Consider the following 14,246-nt stretch of genomic DNA (forward strand, 5'->3'; position numbering starts at 1 on the left):
GCCGCGCCGCCACCAGCGGGAGAGGCGATGGCGTCCTCTCTCGTGCGCGGCCCCGCCGTCGCGCGCGAAGAGACCAGCGGGCGCCCGATCCCCTCGCCCGCCACCCGGCCGTGGCCTGCCCCGCGCCGGACGGGCAGATGGAGCAGTGGCCCGCGTAGACAGTGGTGCGGCCGGGGTCCGGCTCCGTCAGGACGCCGGAGCGGCTGCCCGGCAGTCGGGGCACAGGCCCCAGAACGTCACGGCGGCTTCCTGGATGTCGTATTCCGCCGGCAGATGTGTCTCCAGGCAGGGAGCCGCACCCACCGTGCACTCGACGTCACGGATGGCGCCGCAGCTGCGGCACACGAAGTGGTGGTGATTGTCGTGGCGCTCGATCTCGTAGCGGGCCGGATGACCGGAGATCTGGGTGCACCGGACCAGGCCGGCGTCCGTGAGGGCACGCAGCACGTTGTAGGTGGCCTGCAGAGACAGGCTGCCCGTGACCCGCTGAGCGCGCTCGCGCAGGGCGTCGGCGTCGAGATGGCCGGCCGACTCGGAGATCGCCATCAGCAAGGCCATGCGCTGGGCGGTCACCCGCATGCCCGACGTGCGCAGTCGTGCCAGGGCCAGGGCCATCGGTTCCTCGCCGGTCGTCGCGGTTGTCATGCGGCCTCGCCCTTCCAGTCGCCCTCCGGTGTGACCAGGCCGTCCGCGACGCCCCCGTCCTGCCACGGCGCGTTCTGCCTGTCCGGGGATTCCTTGTCGTCCAGCACCGGTGTGTCCGCCTCGGTGGAAAGCTCGAACCACACGGTCTTCCCGGCGGGCAGCCCACGCTCACAGCCCCACCGTGCGGCCAGCATGTCCACGAGTGCCAGTCCGCGGCCGCCCTCATCCTCAGGGCCGGCGTCTGTGGGTCGCGGAGGTTTCGAAGAACCGTCGCTGACCGAACAGCGCACGTCCGGCACCCGCTCGAGGGTGAGGCGCAGCGGGCCTGCGCCGTGCCGCAACGCATTGCACACCAGCTCGCTCACCAGCAGTTCGGCGGCCGGGACGAGCTCACCGAGACCCCATCGGGGCAGTACGTCGCGCACGACTGTCCGCGCCAGCCCACAGGCGGTCGGCGTCCACGGCAGATACCAGCACACCCTCTCGAGGGAGCCGGGGGCAGCCGTGTCGGCGGTCACTCCACCCGAGCGGGGTTCTCGGGTGATTGTGCGGTCCATGCGGACACACCTTCGGGGGGAGGTCGGGGAGAGGATTTCCATCTCCTTCGACGGTAACCCTTATCTGGAGTCAGTCAAGTCTATGGAGAGAAACACCTTTGGTGATTGATCCAAGTTTCTGGAGACCGTTCGGGTCGGCCCCTCACGGCGGTGGGGTGGGCCCGGTCGATCTCAGGGCCCACCCCGGAAACGTCTCAGACGCCGACGGGCTTGCCCGGGCCGGGGACGTTGCGGAACCGGAACGGCTCCGGTTCGCGGCCGGCCTGGATGAACCAGCACTCCCCGGTGCCGTCACCGGTGAGGATCCGCAGCACCGTGTCCGCGACGGCCTCGGCCGGGATGACCGGCAGACCCTGCTCGGAGAGCATGTCGCGCAGGTGGTCGATGATCCGCGACTCCGCGAACCCTGGGCAGACCGCGTTGAAGCGCACATTCTCCCGCGCGAGAGCCGGCCCCAGGGAGCGTGCGAGTCCCACGACCGCGTGCTTGTTGGCCGCGTACAGCGGATCGAGCGGCACCGCCGCCAGGCCCGCCAGGGACGCGGTCGCCACGATCGATCCTCCGCCGCGGGCCCGCAGCGCGGGCAGCACCGCGTGGGTGCCGAAGACCACGCCGTCGAGGTTGGCCCCCATCGCCCGGCGGTAACGCGCCGGGTCGAAATCCTCGCCGACGCCGCATCCGGTCGCCACCCCCGCGTTGAGCAGCGCGATGTCGACACCGCCGTACAGCTCCTGGGTGAACTCCACCAGCGCGCGGTTGGCGTCGAGGTCGGAGACGTCGCAGGCGCGGAAGTGGCCGCCGACCATGTCGGCCACTTCACGGCCGCCCCGCGCGTCGAGGTCCGCGACGACCACACGCGCCCCCGCCCTCGCCAGTGCGAGCGCCGTGGCCCGGCCCAGTCCGCTCGCTGCGCCGGTGACGATCGCCACCTTTCCCTGAAGCGCGGCGTCGTCTTTCTGTTCTCCCCGCGGGGCGGCGGCCCCGCTGTCGGCGGCGGTCACGCCAGCTCCAGCACGAGCTTGCCGACGTTCTCGCCACGGAAGAGCATCTGCAACGTCTCGGGGAAGTCGTCCACGGTGCCCCTCACCACATGTTCCTTGACCTTGATGCGGCCGGCGCCGATCCAGGCGGAGATCTCCTGCGCCGCCTCCGCATAGCGCTTGGCATAGTCGAAGACGACGAAGCCCTCCATCCGGGCACGGCGCACCAGCAGCGAGAGGTAGTTCGAGGGGCCCTTGACCGGTGTGGCGTTGTTGTACTGGCTGATCGCACCGCAGACCACGACGCGCGCGTGCATCGCCAGCCGGGTCAGCGCGGTATCGAGGATGTCCCCTCCGACGTTGTCGAAGTAGACGTCTATGCCGTCGGGGGCGTGCTCGCGCAGCGCCTTCTTGACGTCGTCGGCCCGGTAGTCGATCGCCGCGTCGAATCCGAGTTCGCCGGTGAGCAGCGCGCACTTCTCCGGCCCTCCGGCGATGCCCACGACGCGGCAGCCCTTGGCCTTCGCGATCTGACCCGCGATGGTGCCGACCGCGCCGGCGGCCCCGGACACCACGACGGTCTCGCCGTCCTTCAGCGCCCCGACGTCCAGCAGGCCGAAGTAGGCGGTCATGCCGGGCATGCCCAGCGCTCCCAGATACGTCGAGGGCGGGGCGAGCGAGGTGTCGATCTTCATCGCGCCCCGGCCGTCGGAGACCACGTACTCCTGGACGCCGAACGTGCCGACCACGTGATCACCCGGTTGAAAGCCGGGGTGGTCGGATGCGGTGACCTCGATGACCGATCCGGCGCGCATCACCTCACCGATGCCCACCGGCGGGAGGTAGGAGGGGCGGTCGTCCAGCCAGCCCCGCATCGCCGGATCCAGGGAGATGACGCGCGTCCGGCCCGTGAACCGGCCCGGGCCCGGTTCCTCGAGGGGTTCGCAACGGTGCTCCCAGTCTTGGGGTTTCACTTCGCCCACGGGGCGGGCTGCCAGACGGATCTGACGGTTGGTCGCGGACATGTCGCCTCCTGTCGTTCGCGGCTCTCCGCGACCATACCGACCAGTAGGTACGCATGTGGGCGTGATATTCCCCACAAGTCATCCACGCGCCAAGGGGCCTACGGTCCGGGGGCGTCGCCCGTCGCACGATCGCTGTCGACTGGATGTCGCATCGAACTCGAAGTGTGACCTTCAGCAGTCTTATCAGGCATACCAACCAGTCGGTACCGTGCGCGGCCACACCCGAGCTTCGCCGCCCACCTCCCACGCATCCGAGGCGCACCGGAAGGCCATGCGATGACACACCCCGACGACAACCCGTACCCGCACCCGCCACCAGCACCGCCGGGATGGCCGCAGCCGCAGGCCAAGCCCTATGCCCACGCCCCTCGGGGCACGTCGCATGAGCGGGATCCATGGCAGAAGTCGTACGGACACGACGTCCCGCAGGACAACTCGTATGGATACGACACCTCTTCCTACGACCCGTACGGGCAGGCACTCCGGCACGGGCCGTACGCGCCCGAGACCGATCGGCACGGTGGCGACCTCGCCGCCCTGCGCTCGGCCTACCGCCTGCTCCGCCGGATCTCCACGCTCGCCGCGCTCGGCTCCTTCGTGGTGTATGTCGTGCTGTCCTGCTATGCACCCGGCCTGATGGGGGCCAAGATCGCCGGAGAGCTGAGCCTGGGAATGGCCCTGGGGGTACTCCAGCTCGTCGTCACCTTCGCGGCGGTCTTCTGGTACGGACGCAGTGCACAACGCTCGGTGGATCCGTTGGCCCGCGCCGTCAGAGAGCAGGCGGTCGCCACCGGCCGGAACACGGGGGTGGCGAGATGAACAGCTTCAACTCCGGGACACAGGCCACCGTCCTGGTTCTGTTCACCACACTGGTCACCGTCACGCTGCTCATGTGCGTGATGGCGGGACCGGACCGCGACGACCTGACGGACTTCTACACCGGCTACCGCTCCCTCACCCCGTTCAAGAACGGCCTGGCGATCGCGGGCGACTACATCTCCGCGGCCACAGTGCTGAGCACCACGGGCATCATCGCGCTCGCCGGATACGACGGTTACGTTCTCGCGGTCAGCACCGCTCTGTCCCTGGTGCTGCTGATGTTCCTGCTGGCCGAACCCCTGCGCAACGCCGGCCGGTTCACCATGGGCGACGTCCTGGCCCGCAACATGCCCGGACGGGCCGTGCGTGTCGCAGCCTGCGTGGTGACACTTTCGGCGACCCTCCCGTTCCTGGTCGTCCAGCTCTCCGGGGCCGGGTCGCTGCTCACCTTCATTCTCAACATCCCGCACGTGGCGGGTGCCAGGACGGCGTGCATCGTCATCGTCGGCAGCCTGATGATCATTTACGCCGCGCTCGGTGGCATGAGAGGCACCGCGCTCATCCAGATGATCAAGATCGTGCTCCTGCTCGGCACCAGCGTCGTCGTCGCCGCTCTCGTACTGAACCGCTTCGACTGGAACCCCGGCGACGTCCTCAGGGCGGCACAGCATGGCAGCGGCGCGGGCTCCGCCTTCCTCCAGCAAGGCCTTCAGTTGGGCACCTCGGCCGTGGACCGGCTGGACTTCGTCGGTCTCCAGATCACCGTGGTCCTCGGCGTGGCCTGCCTGCCCCACATCACGATGCGTCTGTACTCCGCACAGGACGTGCCGGCCGTGCGTCGCTCCATGTCGTGGGCAGTCGGTACGGTCACCACGTTCTGCCTGCTCGTGATCATCATGGGTACAGGCGCGGCAGCACTGGTGGGATCGCGGTACATCACCGCGGCCGACCCGCACGGCAGGACGTCGGTGCTCATGCTGTCGCAGGTGCTCGGCGGAGCCTCCGCCTCCGCAGGCGCGACGATTCTCTACTCGGCCGTGGCGGGCATGGTGTTCATCACCCTGCTGTCGTCGGTCGCGGGGATGACCCTGGCCGCGGCCTCGTCGCTCGCCCACGACCTGTTCGCCCATACGGCGCGGCGGGGACAGGCCGAGCCGCGTACGGAGATGACGGTGGCGGCGTGGACGAGCGTGGCCGTGGGAACCGTTGCCATCGGGCTCTCCACCCTGGTCCAGAACTGGGACGTCGGCGTGCTGACCACTCTGGCCATCTGCATAGGGGCATCGGCGGTGGCACCCGCGCTCACCTACTCCCTGTTCTGGCGAGGATTCACGCGCACCGGCCTGCTCGCCACCCTCTACGGCGGCGCGGCCTGCGCGCTGCTGCTCATGGTCTTCTCCAAGGCCGTTTCGGGCACACCGTCCGCCGTCTTCCCGGACGCCGACTTCGACCTGTTCCCCATGCAGTCCACCGGACTGGTCTCCATCCCGTTCGGCTACCTGGCGGGGTGGCTGGGCAGCCGTCTGGACCAGCGGCGCCGCCTCGCCGACAGCCGCGAGAACCGGCGGCTGTACGAGGAGAGCGAGGCACGGCTGCTCGCCGCAGCCGAATGAACACGTCGGCGGGGGGCGGACTACACAAGCGGACTCGGTGCCGCCGCTGTAGTCCGCCCAGGGGCTCAAGTCCCGTCGCGCGGCCCCTTCATGGCAGCCGCGTGTCGACGCCACTTGCGCTCATGACATCAACCCGGGCTGGATTGCGGCTCGCCGAGGCAGACGCCAGGAGGCGACATCGTCCGGTGGCAGCATGCGGGTGCGGGCGATCAGCAGAGCGACGTCGTCGCTGGGGCGCGATGGCACGAGCGAGTCGACCACCGCTTGGCATGTCCGTTCCAGCGCGTCCGCAGGGCGGGTGAGCGCTGCGCACAACTTGGTCAGGCCGATGTCGGCATCGATGTGGCGTTCGCCGATGAGTCCGTTGGTGTACAGGCGCAGAAGGCTTCCCTCGGGCAGTTCCATCTCCCGGGCCTCGAACGGCAGTCCGCCCAGGCCGAGCGGTGGGCCGGCGGGCACGTCGAGCGGAGCCACCTGTCCATCCGGAGCGGTCACCACCGGCGGCGGGTGACCGGCGCGGGCCTGCGCCCGCCGGTTCCATCCGACCACGACGCCCCGGTCGTCGAGCACCGCCAAGGCGGCGAGGTGCAGCGCGAACGGATCGTCGTGGCCTTCGCTGAGCTCCGTCATCCGCTTCTCCACCGCTGGACACCGCTCGGAGTTCCCCCGTGCACGCTGACCTGCTGATGCCGTGCAAGCCTATGGAAACCTGGTGGAAGCCGGGGCCTCGCCCGCCGCGCCATGAGCGGGTCCTGCCGGGCCTCGCGGCGGTGTCCTCAGCTCGCGTGCCGCCAGCGCCCAGCTGAGCTCCACCGCGGTGTCCGGAGCGTCAAGGCTGGTGCCGGTCAGCTCCTCGAAACGGCGCAGACGGTAGCGGACGGTGTTGACATGAACGTGTGCGCTGCGGGCGACTTCGCGGATGTGCCGTCCCCTGTCCAGGTATCCCCGCACCGACTCCTCGATGAGCGCACCGAACTCCCCTTCCGCTTCCAGTGGGCGCAGATAGCGGTCGAGCAGCAACTCGGCGAGTTCCGGTTCGGCGACGACCGCCACCCGCCAGGACAGGTCGCTCAGGTCGTACACGCCGCGCATACCGTACGCGCGGGCGGCTTCCAGCATCCTGCCGGCGGCACGAAAGGAGCGGTGCACCGCGGCCAGGTCCGTCGGCGGGCCGAGCCCCGCCGTCACCTCCAGGTCACCGGTCTCCGGCTTTGCCTCGACGACTCCGGCGACAGCCTCGTCCAGCACGGTGAGCAGCGCACCTCGGCCGTTCCTGCGGCCGGGGGACTGCAGGCAGCGTTCCAGCGCGTCGGGACGGACGTTGCCGTTCGGCACAGCCCTGATGGCCCGGTACGGCCGCGACCGGTCCAGACCGTAGATCGCCGCACCGCTGTGGATCTCCGCCGCGCTCAACGTCCCGTAGAGCAGTCCACGCAGGAAGTCGGCGCGGCGGCGGGCGTCGAGCAGGGCGGAGGCGACCTCCGCCTGCCGGTGGATGGCGGCGATCTGCAGGCTCGCGACGTCCGCGAGTTCCCACAGGCACTTGGTGCGGTCGACGATGAGGCCGGCGTCCACCCCGTGTTCGGTCGCCTCGGCGATGAACAGGTCCCGTATCGCGCTCAGCGCCCGGCGGAAGGCGCGGAGCCCGTCGCTGAGCGGCACGCCTCGGGCGACCCGGTCCCGGGCCACATCGGCTTCGCCGAAGTCCTCCGGCGCGGGCACGGTCCCCTCTCGCACCACCGCGAGAGCCCGCTGGAAGTGCCGATGCCAGATCTCGTCCAGGAGTTCCCTCGGGACCGCACGGTAGGACGGGATGTGGTCCGTCAGATCCGTGTGCAACCGCCCGCCCACGTGCCTCTGCTGCGCGGCCATCGCGGCGATGACCCGTTCGAGGGGCGCCGCCGCGTTCGACTGTCCGGGCATGGACCTCACCTCCGCCCCTTGGGCACCGGCCGTTGTGCACCTGAACAAAATGCCGACCTCCGGCCTTGGCCGGGGAGCCGTCGACAACCCCCCGCCGCCGAAAGCACAGTGGCACGGCGGCGGAAGGAGCGCATCGGCGCGCACGCAGCAAGGCGCCGATCGATCGTGCTCGGACCCGCCCTCGTGCTACCGCCCCACCCTGACGACCAGTGCGGAGACCGCCATGACCGACGAGCACCATCACCGACCCCGCCGCCCCGCCGCCGACACCGGCCCGCGCCTCGCGCCACTGCCCGAGGACGGCTGGGACCCGTCCACCCGGGAGCTGCTCGCTCCGATTCCCCGGGACGCCGACGGCCATCTCGCCAACGTCTTCACCACGTTGGTACGGCACCCCGGCCTCTTCCGGCACTTCCTGCCGTTCGGCAGCCATCTGCTGCGCGACGGCCGTCTGCCGGACCGGACCCGGGAACTGCTGATCCTGCGCACCGCGTGCAACACCCGGGCCGGTTACGAGTGGGGGCGACATGTACCGCTGGCCAGGGCCGCCGGGGTCACCGACGAGGAGATCCGGCGGGTCGGCGCGGGCCCGGACGCCCAGGGGTGGGCGACGGCCGACGCCCGTCTGCTCCGCGCCGCCGACGAACTGCACCGGGACGCACGCCTGTCCGCAGCCACCTGGTCCGCACTCGCCGCCGACCACGACGAGGCACAGCTGATCGAAATCAACATGCTCGTCGGTCAGTACCACATGGTCGCGTTCTTCCTGAACTCCGCCGGTACCCGGCTCGAGCCCGGCTACGAAGTGGAGACTCTGCCCACGCCCACCGGGACCGACACGGACGCGGCGGAAGGGGAACACGGCGATGCCTGAGCCCCGGCACCCCGCGCCCCACCAGGTCGGCCTCCTGACCGGCCGGAAGGTACTGGTCATCGGCGCGGGCACCCGCCCCAGCGACGATCCGAAGGCACCGGTGGGCAACGGGCGGGCGGTGGCCGTGCTCGCCGCCCGCGAGGGAGCCTCCGTGGCCTGCGCCGACATCTCCGCCTCCGCCGCAGCGGCCACCGTCGCCCTGGTCGGTGAGGAGGGCGCTCGTGGCCTGCCCGTGGTCGGTGACGCCACGGATCCCAGCCAGTCCTCGGCCATGGTCGCCGAGGCCCACCGCGAACTCGGCGCGCTCGACGCGCTGGTGGTCAACGTCGGCATCGGCCTCGGCACGGGCTTGGCGGACACCTCACCGCAGCAGTGGGAACGCGTGCTCTCGCTCAATCTGAGCGCCCCCTTCCTCGCCGCCAAGTACGGACTGCCCGCAATCGCCGACGGAGGATCGATCGTCTTCGTCGGTTCCGTGGCCGGGCTACGCGCCGCCACCAACTCGCCCGCATACGACAGTTCCAAGGCAGGCCTGTTCGGTCTCACCCGTCACGTCGCCAAGGAGGGTGCGTCGCGCGGGATCCGCGCCAACCTGGTCGTCCCCGGCCTGATCGACACCCCGATGGGCCGCGAGGCCTCGGCCCGGCGGGCGTCGCGTTCCACCTCGTTCACCCGCATACCGCTCGGACGCCAGGGCACCGCCTGGGAAGTGGCGGAAGCTGTCACCTTCCTGCTCTCCGACCGCGCCTCCTACATCACCGGGCAGAGCCTGGTGGTGGACGGAGGGCTGAACGCCGTCTGAGCACGCGGGTCTGCTCACTTCGGTCGACGGGGCGAGGGCGGTCCCAGGGGTCAGGGCATCGACCGGGACCGCCCCCGCCGGCTCACTTCGTCAGCGGGCCGAACTCCTTGCGGGTGTCCACCGGCTTGCCGAACAGCTGCCACCGCTCGCCCTTGAACCGCATCAGCTGCATCGTCTCGAGCGGGAAGGCGTCGTCGTGGCCCGTGGACATGGTGACCCCGGGCAGCAGCATGCCCACCTTCACGTCCTTCAGGTTGCGCACCGCGTCCCGCAGCCCTTCCCTGGTGGGGCACTTCATCGTGTCCAGGGCCTTGTGCAGGCTGGAGGCGACGGCCCAGCCGTAGGCGTTGAACTGGTTGGCCGGGTCGGCGTCGGGGGCGTACTTGTGCAGAGCGTCCGTGTACGTCTTCATCTCGGGGTCGTCGGCCCAGTGCGGGTCGGCCGGGTCCTTGAAGTAGGTCGCCGAGACCACGCCTTGGACGTTCTTGAACCCGACGGGCTGGAGCACGGCGGCGGACGAGGACACGTTGTTCACGATGTGCAGCGGGTTCCACTTGGTGTTCTTGGCATCGGCGGCGAGGGCCTGGCTGCCGAACTTGGGGGTGGTGACGTCCAGCAGCACGTTCGCCTTGGAGCGGGCGAGGCTCGCCATCTGTGCCGACACGGACGGGTCGGTGACCTCGTAGCTCTCCTCGGCGACCACCTTGATGCCGCTGCCGGCGACGGCCTTCTTGAACCCACCGAGCAGGTCCTTGCCGAAGTCGTCGTTCTGGTAGAGAACCGCCACCTTGGCCTTGTGCCGCTCGTCCTTGAGGAACTTGGCGTACACCCGGGCCTCGGCCACGTAGTTGGGCTGCCATCCGACGGTCCAGGGATGCTTGTCGTCCGTGCCCCACGCGGAGGCACCCGTGGCGACGAAGGGCTGCGGCACCTTCTGCTTGTTGAGGTAGTCCCACACGGCCGCCGTGGACGGGGTGCCCAGGGTCTGGAACACGGCGAAGACCTTCTCCTGCTCGACAAGTCTGCGGGCCTCCTCGACCGCCTTGGGCGGCTGGTAGCCGTCGTCGCGGACGATGAACTGCACCTTGCGGCCGTCTATGCCGCCCTTGCCGTTGACGTACTTGAAGTAGGCGGCCACGCCCTTGCTGATCGTGCCGTACGCGGAGGCCGGTCCGGACAGCGGGTAGATCCCACCGAGTTTGATGGTCTTGTCGGTGATGCCGGTGGTCTGCTGGCCCTTGCAGGCACCGCCCGCGGCGGTGTCCTGTGCGTCCTGCCCTCGCTGGCTGCTGCAGGCGGTTGCGGTGAGCAGGGCGGCGGTCGCGGCCGCGGCCGCCCGCAGAGCGGTCGTCTTGCGCATGTGATTCATTCCTTTTCCGTGCGGGGCGGTGCGCCCACGGGTTCGGCGTCGACAACTGCGGGGTCCGCAGGGTCGAGGGTCGCGGAGGTTCCGGATTCGGTCCGGGACTTCGGCTCCGCATCGGGCGCGGATTCGGCCTCTGGCGTCCGGTCGAGAGCGGCGGCGGTGCGGGGCAGACGACGGGCGACAGCGCCCAGGACACGGCCCGGCAGACCGGCCAGTCCCGTCGGGGCCACGAACATCACCGCGATGATCAGCAGGCCGAACACCACTCCCGGCGCCGCCTCGCTGAGGTCCTGGGACACGCTCGGCACGTACATCACGAACGCCGCCCCCAGCAGGGGTCCGTACAGCGAGCCGAGCCCCCCGACCACCAGCCCGGCCAGCAGGGTGATGGACAGAACGAAGCTGAAGGAGTCGGGCGAGACGAAGCCGATCACCCAGGTGTACAGACATCCGGCGACACCCGCGAACATGGCGCTCCACGCGAAGGCGAGGGTCTTGTGCAACGACAGCCGCACACCCATGACCTCGGCGGCGCTCTCGTTGTCCCGCACGGCGAGCAGTGCCCGGCCGACCCGGGACCGCAGCAGGTTGCGGGCGAGCAGCAGGGCCACCGCGGTGACGGCGAGGACGACGAAGTACATCCACTGGTCCTCGGCCAGCCCGCTCCACGCGGGCGGCTGCAGCTTGTCCACGGTCAGGCCCATGGAGCCGCCCGTCACCGGTTCGAGCCGCTTGAGCAAGGGCGGCAGGAACACCGCGAACGAGAGGGTGACCAGGGCCAGGTACAGCCCGCGCAGCCGCAGGGCGGGCACTCCGAATCCGAGGCCCAGCAGGAAGCATCCGGCGGCCGCGACCGGCAGCGTGGCCAGGTGGCCGGTGTCGTACCGGTCGAGCATGACAGCCGCCGCGTAGGCCCCCGCCGCGAAGAACGCGCCGTGCCCGAGCGAGATCTGCCCGCCGAAGCCGACCAGCAGGTTCAGACCGGCCAGCGCGACGGCGTACAGAAGCACCATGGTCAGCTGGAAGACCTGGAAGGGGGCGAAGTAGAACGGTGCTCCGACGGCGACCGCCCCCGCGAACAACACGGTGAGTACGGCCCGCAGCCGCCGGGCCCGGTCGGTGCCGAGTGCCGCTGTGATCGTGCTCATGCGCGCTCCACCGCCGCCCGGCCGAACAGGCCCTGGGGCCGCACCAGCAGCACCGCCAGAATGATCACCAGGGGGACGCCCACCTTCAGATCGGCACCGATCACGTCCACGTACGCCCCGGTCAGCGTCTCGGCGACGCCCACGAACAGGCCGCCGACGACCGCGCCCACCGGGCTGTCGAAGCCTCCGAGGGTGGCCGCGGCGAACGCGTAGATCAGCACCCCGCCCATCATGTTGGGCTCCAGGAAAAGCACCGGGGCGACGAGTACGCCCGACACCGCGCCGACCGTCGCGGCCAGCCCCCAGCCGAGCATCAGCACCCGGCCCACCCGGATGCCCGACAGCCGGGCGGAGGAGGGGTTGCAGGCGACCGCCCGCATCACCAGGCCGATGGAGGTGTGCTGGAACAGCAGATACAGCAGGCCCATCACGACGGCCACCACCCCGATGATCCCGAGCGTCGACCAGTCCACACGCACCCCGGACAGGTCGATCGCGCCGTCGGGGAACGGCTGCGGGAAGTCCTTCACGGTGAACGACCAGATCAGGCCGGCCAACGCGTTGACGAAGATGAACAGGCCGACCGTGACGATGACCACCGTCAGCTCGGGCGCGCCTTGCACGGGACGGATGACGATCCGCTCGACCAGCATGCCGCCGGCGAAGGACACCGCGAGGGTGACCGGCAGCGCCAGCCAGAACGGCATCCCGGACGCCACCAGCTGCCAGGCGACGTACGTGGAGAGCATGGCCAGCTCGCCCTGCGCGAAGTTGACGATCCCCGTGAACCGGTGGATGAGCACCAGGGCCAGCGCCAGGCTGGCGTACACCGCGCCGGAGCCCAGTCCTTCCACCACTTGCTGGAGAAGATCGGTCACGGCGCTCACCCGGCCTTGCGGGAGAGGACGGAAACACCGAGGTACACCTCGGCGACCTGCCCGTCCTCGCGTATCTGTTGAGCCGGTCCGGACAGCACCAGGCGGCCGGCCTCCAGTACGTGCGCCTGGTGCGCGATGTCCAGCGCGAGCTGGGCGTTCTGCTCGACGACGACCACGGTGGTGCGTTCCTCCTCGTTGACGGCACGGACGATCTCGAACAACTCACGGGTGACCAGCGGCGCGAGCCCGAGGGACGGCTCGTCCAGGAGCAGCAGCGAGGGCCGCAGCATCAGCGCCCTGCCGATGGCGAGCATCTGCTGCTCACCGCCGCTGAGGCTGCCGGCGGGCTGACGCAGCCGCTGGCGCAGTTTGGGGAAGTAGTCGTAGATCCGTTCCAGGTCGGCGACCACGGCCGCGCGCTCGGCGCGGCCCCGCCGCCGGGGGCCGGTGCGGAGGTGGGCGCCGACGCGCAGGTTCTCCTCGATGGTCAGGTCGTTGAAGGTGCCCCGGCCCTCGGGCACATGCGCCACGCCGAGCCTGGCGGCCTGCTCGGGCGAGCGGCCCAGCAGTTCCGTGCCGTTCAGGGTGACCGAGCCGCGGCCGCGGACCATGCCGCACAGCGCCCGCAGCATCGTGGTCTTGCCCGCGCCGTTGGGCCCGAGGATCGCGCACACCTCACCGCGGGCGACGGAGAAGTCGAGGCCCTGCAGCACGCGGGCCTGGCCGTATCCGGCGTGCAGGCCGGAGACCTTCAGGAAGTCCGGCTCCGCACTCGCCTGGGCCTCGGTGCGGTCGGTGGTGGGCTCGCTCATGCGGCCACTCCCAGGTACGCCTCGACGACCGCCGGGTCGCGCTGGATCTCCTCCGGCGCACCTTCGGCGATCTTGCGGCCGAAGTCGAGGCAGACCACCTTGTCGCACAGGCCCATCACGAACCCCATATGGTGTTCGACCACCACGAGCGTGAGGTCGAATTCCTGGCGCACCGACCGGACCAGATCCGCGAATTGGCCGACCTCGCCGTGGCTGAGCCCGTTGACGGGTTCGTCGAGCAACAGCAGCCGGGGCCGTACGGCGAGCGCCCGCGCGAGTTCGACGCGTTTGAGCGTGCCGAACGGCAGCCCTGCGGCGGGGTGGTCGGCGACGTCCGCCAGGCCGAGCCGCCGTAGCAAGTCGTCCGCCTGGTCACGCAGTTCTCTCTCCTCCCGCTGGACGCGGGGCAGCCGGAGCGCCGCGGCGAGGTGTCCGGTGCGCCCCCGGCTGTGGGCGCCGACCATGACGTTCTCCCGGACCGTGAGCCGCGGGAACAGGCCCAGGTTCTGGAAGGTGCGGGCGATGCCGCGCCCGGCCACGGCGTGCGGAGGGAGGGCCAGCAGGTCCTCGTCCTCGAACCGCACGTCTCCCCCGTCGGGAGTGCAGCGCCTGGTGAGGCAGTTGAACAAGGTGGTCTTGCCGGCTCCGTTCGGCCCGATGAGCCCCACGGCGGTGCCCGGCTCGACGGTGAACGCGACACCGTCCAGTGCCGTGATCCCGCCGAAGCGCACGGTGATACCGTCGACCGCAAGCATGAGTGACGCCCCTTCCGACGTGCTGGGGGGTGGGCGAGCGTCACAGTAG

The 14,246-nt window shown here is 70.3% G+C and carries 15 protein-coding genes; 4 read left to right on the forward strand and 11 right to left on the reverse strand.

The window, feature by feature from the left end; translation table 11 throughout:
- Positions 1–186: 186 nt before the first annotated feature.
- From IEY95_RS01600 to IEY95_RS01615, 4 genes are all read right to left on the reverse strand, one after another.
- Complete coding sequence (locus tag IEY95_RS01600; RefSeq protein ID WP_229702504.1) at positions 187–645, reverse strand: Fur family transcriptional regulator; 459 nt, start codon at positions 643–645, stop codon at positions 187–189.
- Positions 642–1,202, reverse strand: a complete 561-nt coding sequence (locus tag IEY95_RS01605; RefSeq protein WP_189183975.1) for an ATP-binding protein — start codon at positions 1,200–1,202, stop codon at positions 642–644. Before IEY95_RS01605 ends, IEY95_RS01600 begins: the two co-directional genes overlap by 4 nt.
- A gap of 194 nt (positions 1,203–1,396) precedes the next feature.
- Positions 1,397–2,203 carry an SDR family NAD(P)-dependent oxidoreductase gene (locus tag IEY95_RS01610; RefSeq protein WP_189183976.1) on the reverse strand — a complete coding sequence of 269 codons (807 nt, stop codon included), beginning with the start codon at positions 2,201–2,203 and terminating at the stop codon, positions 1,397–1,399.
- Positions 2,200–3,207: an NADP-dependent oxidoreductase gene (locus IEY95_RS01615; protein WP_189183977.1), complete on the reverse strand. Its 1,008-nt coding sequence runs from the start codon at positions 3,205–3,207 to the stop codon at positions 2,200–2,202. Before IEY95_RS01615 ends, IEY95_RS01610 begins: the two co-directional genes overlap by 4 nt.
- Before the next feature lie 276 nt (positions 3,208–3,483).
- Between IEY95_RS01615 and IEY95_RS01620 the strand changes: the two genes are divergently transcribed.
- Both IEY95_RS01620 and IEY95_RS01625 read left to right on the forward strand, forming a co-directional pair.
- A complete protein-coding gene (locus IEY95_RS01620; RefSeq protein ID WP_189183978.1) occupies positions 3,484–4,026 on the forward strand; it encodes a DUF485 domain-containing protein in 543 nt (180 codons plus the stop codon).
- Positions 4,023–5,639 carry a sodium/solute symporter gene (locus IEY95_RS01625; RefSeq protein WP_189183979.1) on the forward strand — a complete coding sequence of 539 codons (1,617 nt, stop codon included), beginning with the start codon at positions 4,023–4,025 and terminating at the stop codon, positions 5,637–5,639. Before IEY95_RS01620 ends, IEY95_RS01625 begins: the two co-directional genes overlap by 4 nt.
- Before the next feature lie 120 nt (positions 5,640–5,759).
- Here IEY95_RS01625 and IEY95_RS01630 read toward each other — a convergent pair whose 3' ends face one another.
- Together IEY95_RS01630 and IEY95_RS01635 are read right to left on the reverse strand one after the other, a co-directional pair.
- Positions 5,760–6,269, reverse strand: a complete 510-nt coding sequence (locus IEY95_RS01630) for a SpoIIE family protein phosphatase (protein ID WP_229702505.1) — start codon at positions 6,267–6,269, stop codon at positions 5,760–5,762.
- Between the two features lie 69 nt (positions 6,270–6,338).
- Positions 6,339–7,562 (reverse strand): PucR family transcriptional regulator, encoded by a 1,224-nt coding sequence (locus tag IEY95_RS01635; RefSeq protein WP_189183980.1) that lies wholly within the window; start codon positions 7,560–7,562, stop codon positions 6,339–6,341.
- 223 nt (positions 7,563–7,785) lie between these two features.
- Here IEY95_RS01635 and IEY95_RS01640 point away from each other — a divergent pair, with 223 nt between their 5' ends.
- Positions 7,786–8,436: a carboxymuconolactone decarboxylase family protein gene (locus IEY95_RS01640; protein WP_189183981.1), complete on the forward strand. Its 651-nt coding sequence runs from the start codon at positions 7,786–7,788 to the stop codon at positions 8,434–8,436.
- On the forward strand, positions 8,429–9,238 hold the full coding sequence (locus IEY95_RS01645; RefSeq protein WP_189183982.1) for an SDR family NAD(P)-dependent oxidoreductase: 810 nt from the start codon (positions 8,429–8,431) through the stop codon (positions 9,236–9,238). Before IEY95_RS01640 ends, IEY95_RS01645 begins: the two co-directional genes overlap by 8 nt.
- 82 nt (positions 9,239–9,320) lie before the next feature.
- Here the strand turns inward: IEY95_RS01645 and IEY95_RS01650 are convergent, their stop codons facing one another.
- Genes IEY95_RS01650 through IEY95_RS01670 form a run of 5 tightly spaced genes read right to left on the reverse strand, consistent with a single transcriptional unit; the run spans position 9,321 to position 14,197 of the window.
- Positions 9,321–10,598, reverse strand: a complete 1,278-nt coding sequence (locus IEY95_RS01650) for an ABC transporter substrate-binding protein (protein WP_189183983.1) — start codon at positions 10,596–10,598, stop codon at positions 9,321–9,323.
- A gap of 5 nt (positions 10,599–10,603) precedes the next feature.
- Complete coding sequence (locus IEY95_RS01655) at positions 10,604–11,752, reverse strand: branched-chain amino acid ABC transporter permease (RefSeq protein WP_189183984.1); 1,149 nt, start codon at positions 11,750–11,752, stop codon at positions 10,604–10,606.
- Positions 11,749–12,630 carry a branched-chain amino acid ABC transporter permease gene (locus tag IEY95_RS01660; RefSeq protein WP_189183985.1) on the reverse strand — a complete coding sequence of 294 codons (882 nt, stop codon included), beginning with the start codon at positions 12,628–12,630 and terminating at the stop codon, positions 11,749–11,751. The genes IEY95_RS01655 and IEY95_RS01660 overlap by 4 nt, the downstream gene beginning before the upstream one ends.
- 5 nt (positions 12,631–12,635) lie before the next feature.
- On the reverse strand, positions 12,636–13,442 hold the full coding sequence (locus IEY95_RS01665) for an ABC transporter ATP-binding protein (protein WP_189183986.1): 807 nt from the start codon (positions 13,440–13,442) through the stop codon (positions 12,636–12,638).
- Entirely contained in the window at positions 13,439–14,197 is a 759-nt protein-coding gene (locus IEY95_RS01670) for an ABC transporter ATP-binding protein (RefSeq protein ID WP_189183987.1), read from the reverse strand. The genes IEY95_RS01665 and IEY95_RS01670 overlap by 4 nt, the downstream gene beginning before the upstream one ends.
- Positions 14,198–14,246 lie beyond the last annotated feature (49 nt).

Source organism: Streptomyces albiflavescens (assembly GCF_014645835.1).
Lineage (GTDB): Bacteria > Actinomycetota > Actinomycetes > Streptomycetales > Streptomycetaceae > Streptomyces > Streptomyces albiflavescens.

Excerpts from the sequence above, each read along its gene's own strand:
- IEY95_RS01600 (WP_229702504.1), bottom strand. The coding sequence starts at position 645 with ATGACAACCGCGACGACCGGCGAGGAACCGATGGCCCTGGCCCTGGCA.
- IEY95_RS01605 (WP_189183975.1), bottom strand. The coding sequence starts at position 1,202 with ATGGACCGCACAATCACCCGAGAACCCCGCTCGGGTGGAGTGACCGCC.
- IEY95_RS01615 (WP_189183977.1), bottom strand. The coding sequence starts at position 3,207 with ATGTCCGCGACCAACCGTCAGATCCGTCTGGCAGCCCGCCCCGTGGGC.
- IEY95_RS01620 (WP_189183978.1), top strand. The coding sequence starts at position 3,484 with ATGACACACCCCGACGACAACCCGTACCCGCACCCGCCACCAGCACCG.
- IEY95_RS01625 (WP_189183979.1), top strand. The coding sequence starts at position 4,023 with ATGAACAGCTTCAACTCCGGGACACAGGCCACCGTCCTGGTTCTGTTC.
- IEY95_RS01630 (WP_229702505.1), bottom strand. The coding sequence starts at position 6,269 with ATGACGGAGCTCAGCGAAGGCCACGACGATCCGTTCGCGCTGCACCTC.
- IEY95_RS01635 (WP_189183980.1), bottom strand. The coding sequence starts at position 7,562 with ATGCCCGGACAGTCGAACGCGGCGGCGCCCCTCGAACGGGTCATCGCC.
- IEY95_RS01640 (WP_189183981.1), top strand. The coding sequence starts at position 7,786 with ATGACCGACGAGCACCATCACCGACCCCGCCGCCCCGCCGCCGACACC.
- IEY95_RS01645 (WP_189183982.1), top strand. The coding sequence starts at position 8,429 with ATGCCTGAGCCCCGGCACCCCGCGCCCCACCAGGTCGGCCTCCTGACC.
- IEY95_RS01650 (WP_189183983.1), bottom strand. The coding sequence starts at position 10,598 with ATGCGCAAGACGACCGCTCTGCGGGCGGCCGCGGCCGCGACCGCCGCC.
- IEY95_RS01655 (WP_189183984.1), bottom strand. The coding sequence starts at position 11,752 with ATGAGCACGATCACAGCGGCACTCGGCACCGACCGGGCCCGGCGGCTG.
- IEY95_RS01665 (WP_189183986.1), bottom strand. The coding sequence starts at position 13,442 with ATGAGCGAGCCCACCACCGACCGCACCGAGGCCCAGGCGAGTGCGGAG.
- IEY95_RS01670 (WP_189183987.1), bottom strand. The coding sequence starts at position 14,197 with ATGCTTGCGGTCGACGGTATCACCGTGCGCTTCGGCGGGATCACGGCA.